This is a genomic window from Bacillus cereus group sp. BfR-BA-01355, assembly GCF_022663675.1.
Taxonomy (GTDB): domain Bacteria; phylum Bacillota; class Bacilli; order Bacillales; family Bacillaceae_G; genus Bacillus_A; species Bacillus_A thuringiensis_S.
Genome location: NZ_JAKUFY010000174.1, coordinates 1 through 6,842, shown reverse-complemented (window position 1 = coordinate 6,842; position 6,842 = coordinate 1). Strand labels below are relative to the sequence as shown.

Genomic DNA, 6,842 nt, shown 5'->3' with positions numbered 1-6,842 from the left:
CAATTGCAAGAGCACTTGTGAGAAAACCACCGATTCTAATATTAGATGATTCTACATCAGCAGTTGATGCGAAATCAGAGGCTACTATTCAAACAGCTTTAAAAACAAAATATAAAGGCACAACGACTTTATTAATTGCGTCCAAAATTTCTTCCATAATGGATGCGGATAAAATACTTGTATTAGATAATGGTGAATTAGTTGGTAATGGTACACATGAACAATTGTTAGAACAAAGTGAGGTTTATCAGGAAATTTATCTTTCCCAAGGTGGTAATTTGTATAAAGAAGGTGGGGAAGAACATGCGTAATTTTCAAGGACAATTTGCTAATAAAGGTAGAAGAAACACGCCAAAGATGCGAAAAGCTAAAAATGCTCAAGGAACTGTAATGCGGATATGGAATTATATGGGCTATCAAAAAGCTGCTCTTATGTTTGTTATATTTCTAGTAGTTGTTACTACATTACTTGGATTATTAGGTCCATATTTTATGGGAGTCATTATAGATCAATATATTGTACCGAAAGATTTAAGTGGTACAGCAAGAATGTGTATGTTACTTATCGCGATTTATGGTGTAACGGTACTTTTAACATGGTTACAAACGTTTGTCATGATTAACGTTGCATTAAAAACAATTCAAAAAATACGACAAGATATTTTTGAGAAAATCCAAACGCTTTCTTTACGGTTCTTTGATGTACGTTCTCAAGGTGATTTAATGAGCCGTGTGACAAATGATATAGATAATTTGAACCAAGCTTTGACACAAAGTGTTGTACAAATTATTTCATCAGCGTTAACTTTTATAGGTGTAACGATTGCGATGTTCGCCTTAAATTGGATTTTAGCAATTGTAACTTTAATTACAGTACCTATTATGTTTTACGTTACAAAAAAACTAGTTGCATATAGTGGTAAAAACTTTGCGAAGCGTCAAAAAGATTTAGGTGAATTAAATGGATTTATTGAGGAAGCAATTACAGGTGCGGATGTTACAACGTTGTACGGAAAAGAAAAAGAAACTGTACAAAATTTCAATAAAATTAATGAACAGCTAAGAGTTTCAGCTACGAAGGCTGATACATTTTCAGCTTTTATTTTTCCAAGTATGAACTTTATTAATAACTTAGGTATGGGGCTTGTCATTGGGACTGGATCAGTTATGGTCTTAAACGGAATGACAACAGTAGGTGTTATTGCGGCTTTTATTAATTATTCTCGTCAATTCTCAAGACCGTTAAGTCAATTTGCGACTTTAATGAATACAATTCAAGCAGCAGTTGCTGGTGGAGAACGTGTTTTTGAGATTATGGATGAGGTACCAGAAATTCAAAATAAAAAAGACGCATTTGTTGTACAAAATTTACAAGGGCATGTTGTACTTGAGAATGTTTCATTTGGCTACGCAGAAAATAAAACGATTTTAAAAGAAGTAAGTCTTAAAGCGCAGCCAGGAGAGACAATTGCTTTAGTTGGTCCGACTGGATCAGGGAAAACAACAATCATTAATTTGTTAACTCGTTTTTACGATATACAGCAAGGACAAATTCATATTGATGGAAAAGATATAAAAGATTATGATATTAATTCTTTACGAAGTAAAATAGGAGTAGTTTTACAGGATACGTATTTATTTGCAGGCTCGATTATGGATAATATCCGTTATGGACGCTTAGATGCTAGTGATGAAGAAGTCATCACTGCAGCTAAGGCAGCATCTGCACATTCTTTTATTAAGCATTTGCCAAATCAATATGAAACAGAAATTGCTTCAGAAGGATCGAATTTAAGTCAAGGACAAAAACAACTTCTTGCGATTGCACGAGCAATTTTAGCAGATGCAGATATATTAATTCTCGACGAAGCGACATCTAATATTGACACAAGAACAGAATTACAAATACAAGCAGGACTAAATAATTTAATGAGAGGTCGCACAAGTTTTGTGATCGCTCATCGACTTAAAACAATTGAAAAGGCAGATCAAATCCTTGTTATAAAAGATGGAAATATTTTAGAAAGAGGGAATCATGAATCTCTCATGGAAGATAAAGGATTCTATTTTGATTTGTATACGAGTCAGTTTAAAATATAGTAAAAGCATTGATATGTTGCGGTTTCTCTTGAGAGGAGAAACCGCATTTTTTTATATTTGAAAATATTATTATTCTAATGGTCTTTCACTACATATTTTAACAGCATCCTCCTGCATTCCAGGCAAAACATGTGAATAGCGATTTAATGTTATGAACATATCTTTATGACTGAAGTGTTCTAGATGTATACCTTGTTTCAAAAGTAGCGGAGCATGTGTATAACGTAAATCATAAAATCGAACTTTAAAAATTGGGATTTAAATAAAAAGAGCGCAGTATAGCGCTCTGAGACAAACTATATATTTAGAGAGAAATCAAGATAATATATGGATATTGTTTGAGAATGTTGTAGGTTTTAATTAAAAATAAAGCACACATATAAGTGTGCTTTTATGAACGCTTTAGATTTGTATGACTATATAGTCAACATACAATAAAATATGCTTGTTTAATATAAATGTGTGTCAAATCTATAAAAATATATTTTAGTGTGTATAAGGAACATTAAATGTTAGTTAGCCAAGTCTTTTGTTTTTATCCCGCTATTTGCCGGGCAGTAAGGCCCCCACCTCAAAATTCAGTGGAAGCAAAGAAGTTAGGTGAGGGCCGGGCTGCCCGTAAAAGTTCGATTGGTGAGGGCTGATTAAAGTTTCACTTTATTAACGAATTTGCGCAACTGTTAACGCTGCAGAACGAATATCTACTGTACCTATTACTTCAACGGGGACAATTTGAATTACATCACCAGGGTTTAAGTTAATTAGAATGACACCACTTGATACATCGACTTCACCAGTTCCGATAATATTAGAACGGACTGCGGTTCCGGATCCTGCAATAACATTAGTCGATGAATTTAATGTCAAGAAAAAGCGCGCTGCTTCCGGGGCTACCGGAACGTTATCAAGGCTAATTGTTAATGTATAGCTAATTTGATAAATACCAGCTATCTGAATTTTAATACCAGTTCCAGTACTAATTGTATCATTGATTACAGGGACAGTAATGTTAGGATTTGGGCCTGTACTAGGTAATAGTAGTGGTGTAAATAATGTTGCAAATTGAGGTGAAGTAGCATTGAAGGCAAAACCTAGGGCAGGTAGTGTACTAGGTGCTTGTGCTTCACAATTAAAATTAGCGAATTTACGAATTGATGAGCGCATATTTTCACTCCTTTCTTGTATTTAGATTGCGTGAGTATTAACTTCACGTTTTGGACAATCATAATACAATATATGAAAATTTATAGTAGATAGTGCACAAGCGTTACTATTACGGATAAAGCTATAAATAATATATGGAAAAAGCAGTTAGCTAAATTAGCTAACTGCTTAGTAGGTTCTCTAAGAGCAAATAGGAGAAGAATTATTGTGCCATATAAAAGGTCACTATAGATAAGTGCTCTTTTTGTGAGTGAGTATAAGTTCCTATCATTCTATCTAGTATATGCAATGTACTATATGTAGTTGCTACTAAAATTGATGTGAATTTTTAAAATTAGAGGTTTCTTTTAATGAAACCTCTAAAAAGATAAATCAAGTTACGTTATAGTAAATTCAATTGCAATAGGAGTGCCTCCATCTAGGACTGCTCCTCCTACAATAGTAGCAGCTGTAGTAGTCACACCAGTAATAGTATCACCTGTTTGAATAACACCATTAATATAAAGTGTTAAAAAGGCATAAGAAGCAGGGAATGTTGTTACAGCGCCAGTGTCATCAGTGAAGTCTGTGTTAGCAAAAGTTAAATCTGCTCCAGCAGCAGTTCCTGTTGCTGCTGTACTTACAAATCGTCTTCCAGCTATAAAAGGTTTAACGATAGGCATTTATATTCACCCCTTTTTGAGAATTAACTCAGACAAGTTTTTTGAAGGTTTTGTCCTGTATCGTATTCTATGCTGTGCTTCTACTAAGAGATACGGCTTGTATACTAGTAAATGAGTATAATTATTATGCGTTTTATAAGTTAGGTTCTTATCAGTAATTAAGTGATTAAGGTTGGATTTTGTATATGGTATGTTTAGGTTAAAAAAGAGCTCGTAATCAAATTATTATCTTAGTGTTGTAGGGAAACTGGCGGCCTCAGTGACAGATGGCAAAAATAATTTACGTGGTATTGTAATAAATTCAAGCGCAATTTGCTTTGGATAAATAAGTATTTGAGTTAAATCTAGAGCATGTATTAATAGTATCATGAAGCTTGTAAGAATTAAAAAACTACCCCAAAAGAAACTTTTTGAAGTGTTGCGGAAATCTTTTATTAAAGAAAAGAATGAAAAAAATGCGGTAACAATGAGAATTAAAAATTTATACTTATCAGCCATTGTGATCCTCCTAAAGAGCAGTAATTTATATTATACGGTATTTTTTCTTTATAATTATAAAAAGATTTTAAAATACCTATGTTGTAGACTTATTGTTTTCATTTTGCCTACAATCGTATAATACTAAAGCGAATAATGTTGAAGAACTTTATTAAGCTAGCGGCACACAACAAAATTAATATTATCTAGTGAGAAACATTCTAGTTTACTTCGTAGTCCCAATCCATAAATTGTGAAACTACGAAATAGATTATTAATAAAAACATTTTAAGATTATTATAATATTGATGTGATGTATACAGAAAAGAGGATAAAAAGCATCCAGAATGAGTTAATAGCTAGTGAATAACAATTGAAATAGCACTGAAAATCAATAAAACAGCCATAATGATGTTAAATAATTGATTATGTTTTAATAAAATTTTTTGGAACATGGAACCAAAAAGGCTCCAACTAAATGTACTCAGTAAACCAACTATACCTAGGAATAATGAGAAAAGTAGAAAAATTGAATATGAGTTGTAGTAAGGGAGTATAAAAGTAGAGACTACGGTGAGTCCAAATAATATTCCTTTTGGATTAACAAATTGAAGAAAAATACCCACTGTAAATAAGTTTTTATTATTTTTTTCATCGGGTTCTGCACTGCCTTTACTAGTGATTATTTTAAAGGCTAAATATAGCATATACGCGACACCTAAAATCTTTAAAGGCAATTCAATTATAGGTACAATATTAATTAATACAATATTAAAGAAACTACATAAAGAAGTGAGGATGAAAAAACCGAATGCTACTCCAAAGCAAAAGTTTATACTTCTCTTTAATCCGTGTTGATTTGCGTATGTCATAGCTAAGAAATTGTTAGGGCCAGGTGTGAAGCTGCTTATAAAAACAAATAACAAAAAAGAAAATATTGGCATTTTAAAACCCCCTAATTATTTTGTATGTTATAATGATCAAAAAGAACAATATAACGTGTGCTTTTTATTATACATAACGGACGTTATATTGTATACAATGTAGGAGTGTTTTTTATGGAAGAAATTCAACTTATTCTGGCAAAAAATTTAAAATCAATACGTGAAAAAGAAAAATTAAGTTTAGAAAAGGTCTCTCAATTAACAGGTGTAAGTAAAACGATGATTGGACAAATTGAAAGAGGAGATTCAAGCCCGACACTAACAACAATATGGAAAATTGCTAATGGTTTGAAAGTATCCTTTACCTCTTTAATTAATAATCCACAGCCTGATACGAAAGTGATTTTACGAAATGATGTTCAAGCATTGTCTGAAGACAATGGGAGATATAAAGTGTATCCCTCATTTCCTTTCCAAGATGATAGAAACTTCGAAATTTATACGGTTGAAATTGAAACAGAAGGGAATTTAAGTTCAGAAGCACATAAAGAGGGTACTGAGGAATTTATAACGGTATTTGAAGGGGAATTGAAAATTGATATAAATGATTGTCAATATACGTTAAATAATGGAGACTCAATTCGCTTTAAGGCGGATAGACCGCATACTTATACTAATTCAGGAAGAACATTAACTCGGTTAAGTATGACTATTTATTATCCAGCTTTATAAGCTGGCAATAATATAAAGAGTAAAAGTAAATGTGTATTGTTAAAACCATCTATAAGAGATGGTTTTATTTTTTTGAATAAAAAAAGACACTCAATTGAGTGTCAATATAGTATTGCTCTCGCGTATAGGATTGGAGATGTTTCTCAAATACATATTGAGATGGTCTGTAAAGGAGAAACAATCTTCATCTTTAATGTAACATCGACTTGGGGGAAGTGTAAATTGATAATATATACGGAAAATTTAGTATAGATGTTTTCTACTATGGATATAGTATAATTTGTTTTTATTACTTAATCACTATAGTAACATTTACTAAGTGAGTATTTAGATTTTTTATTATAAAAAAGAATGAATCATTTTTTAATCAATTCGTATAATTGTAAGAGAGGCACCTGTTGATCCGCCTCCAACTAAATTCACGACGGATAATATACCAAATAATTGTAGTGAAATTGTATTACCAGCATTTAAATTAGTAATTAAATTATTACTATAATTTGAAGTTGATAACGCGGGAGAAAAAATAGAGCCAGGAATTGGCGTAGAAGCGTTTAATAGTAGTCTTGTTCCAGCAAGTAGAGAGGTTGTCGTATTAACTTGATAGGTTAAATGATATCTTCCAGTTACAGGAATTGTAAATATATCGTTTGAGGCGTTAACTGTAAAATTACCGAGGCTTTGGTTATTAGAAAGAGGAATATTAGTGCCACCTAATATCACAGAGATGGGACCACCTAATGTATTATTAGCGAACATAGAGTTTGTTGTAACGATTAAACCAGTACTTCCGGTAGGCCCAGTACTTCCGGTAGGTCCAGTA

Annotated in this window: 7 protein-coding genes and 1 pseudogene; 3 read left to right on the top strand and 5 right to left on the bottom strand. The window is 32.2% G+C overall.

What is annotated here, in order from left to right; all coding sequences use genetic code 11:
- Together MR167_RS29675 and MR167_RS29670 are read left to right on the top strand one after the other, a co-directional pair.
- Positions 1-311 (top strand): annotated as a pseudogene (locus MR167_RS29675) (ABC transporter ATP-binding protein); the annotation flags it as partial.
- Positions 304-2,100 carry an ABC transporter ATP-binding protein gene (locus MR167_RS29670; RefSeq protein ID WP_001243571.1) on the top strand — a complete coding sequence of 599 codons (1,797 nt, stop codon included), beginning with the start codon at positions 304-306 and terminating at the stop codon, positions 2,098-2,100. The pseudogene MR167_RS29675 and the gene MR167_RS29670, both read left to right, overlap by 8 nt.
- Before the next feature lie 660 nt (positions 2,101-2,760).
- Here MR167_RS29670 and exsF read toward each other — a convergent pair.
- The 4 genes from exsF to MR167_RS29650 form a co-directional block, all read right to left on the bottom strand.
- Positions 2,761-3,264, bottom strand: coding sequence for an exosporium protein ExsF (gene exsF / locus MR167_RS29665; RefSeq protein WP_001257874.1), 504 nt, complete (start codon positions 3,262-3,264; stop codon positions 2,761-2,763).
- Between the two features lie 377 nt (positions 3,265-3,641).
- The gene (locus MR167_RS29660) at positions 3,642-3,926 is read right to left on the bottom strand and encodes a DUF4183 domain-containing protein (RefSeq protein WP_001123247.1); all 285 of its coding nucleotides are present in this window, start codon (positions 3,924-3,926) and stop codon (positions 3,642-3,644) included.
- 225 nt (positions 3,927-4,151) lie between these two features.
- On the bottom strand, positions 4,152-4,424 hold the full coding sequence (locus MR167_RS29655; protein ID WP_000774122.1) for a hypothetical protein: 273 nt from the start codon (positions 4,422-4,424) through the stop codon (positions 4,152-4,154).
- 338 nt (positions 4,425-4,762) lie between these two features.
- On the bottom strand, positions 4,763-5,347 hold the full coding sequence (locus MR167_RS29650; protein WP_001121279.1) for a LysE family translocator: 585 nt from the start codon (positions 5,345-5,347) through the stop codon (positions 4,763-4,765).
- Positions 5,348-5,461: 114 nt separating this feature from the next.
- On the opposite strand from MR167_RS29650, the gene MR167_RS29645 reads away from it, so the two are divergent.
- Positions 5,462-6,019 carry a helix-turn-helix domain-containing protein gene (locus tag MR167_RS29645; protein ID WP_000391292.1) on the top strand — a complete coding sequence of 186 codons (558 nt, stop codon included), beginning with the start codon at positions 5,462-5,464 and terminating at the stop codon, positions 6,017-6,019.
- A gap of 363 nt (positions 6,020-6,382) precedes the next feature.
- On the opposite strand, the gene MR167_RS29640 is transcribed toward MR167_RS29645, so the two are convergent.
- The coding region (locus tag MR167_RS29640) for a BclA C-terminal domain-containing protein (protein WP_242316104.1) at positions 6,383-6,842 on the bottom strand (460 nt) is incomplete at its 5' end.

What these genes read in the sequence shown, in the direction of transcription:
- MR167_RS29655 (WP_000774122.1), bottom strand. Translation starts at nt 4,424, where the DNA reads ATGGCTGATAAGTATAAATTTTTAATTCTCATTGTTACCGCATTTTTT.
- exsF (WP_001257874.1), bottom strand. Translation starts at nt 3,264, where the DNA reads ATGCGCTCATCAATTCGTAAATTCGCTAATTTTAATTGTGAAGCACAA.
- MR167_RS29645 (WP_000391292.1), top strand. Translation starts at nt 5,462, where the DNA reads ATGGAAGAAATTCAACTTATTCTGGCAAAAAATTTAAAATCAATACGT.
- MR167_RS29660 (WP_001123247.1), bottom strand. Translation starts at nt 3,926, where the DNA reads ATGCCTATCGTTAAACCTTTTATAGCTGGAAGACGATTTGTAAGTACA.
- MR167_RS29650 (WP_001121279.1), bottom strand. Translation starts at nt 5,347, where the DNA reads ATGCCAATATTTTCTTTTTTGTTATTTGTTTTTATAAGCAGCTTCACA.
- MR167_RS29670 (WP_001243571.1), top strand. Translation starts at nt 304, where the DNA reads ATGCGTAATTTTCAAGGACAATTTGCTAATAAAGGTAGAAGAAACACG.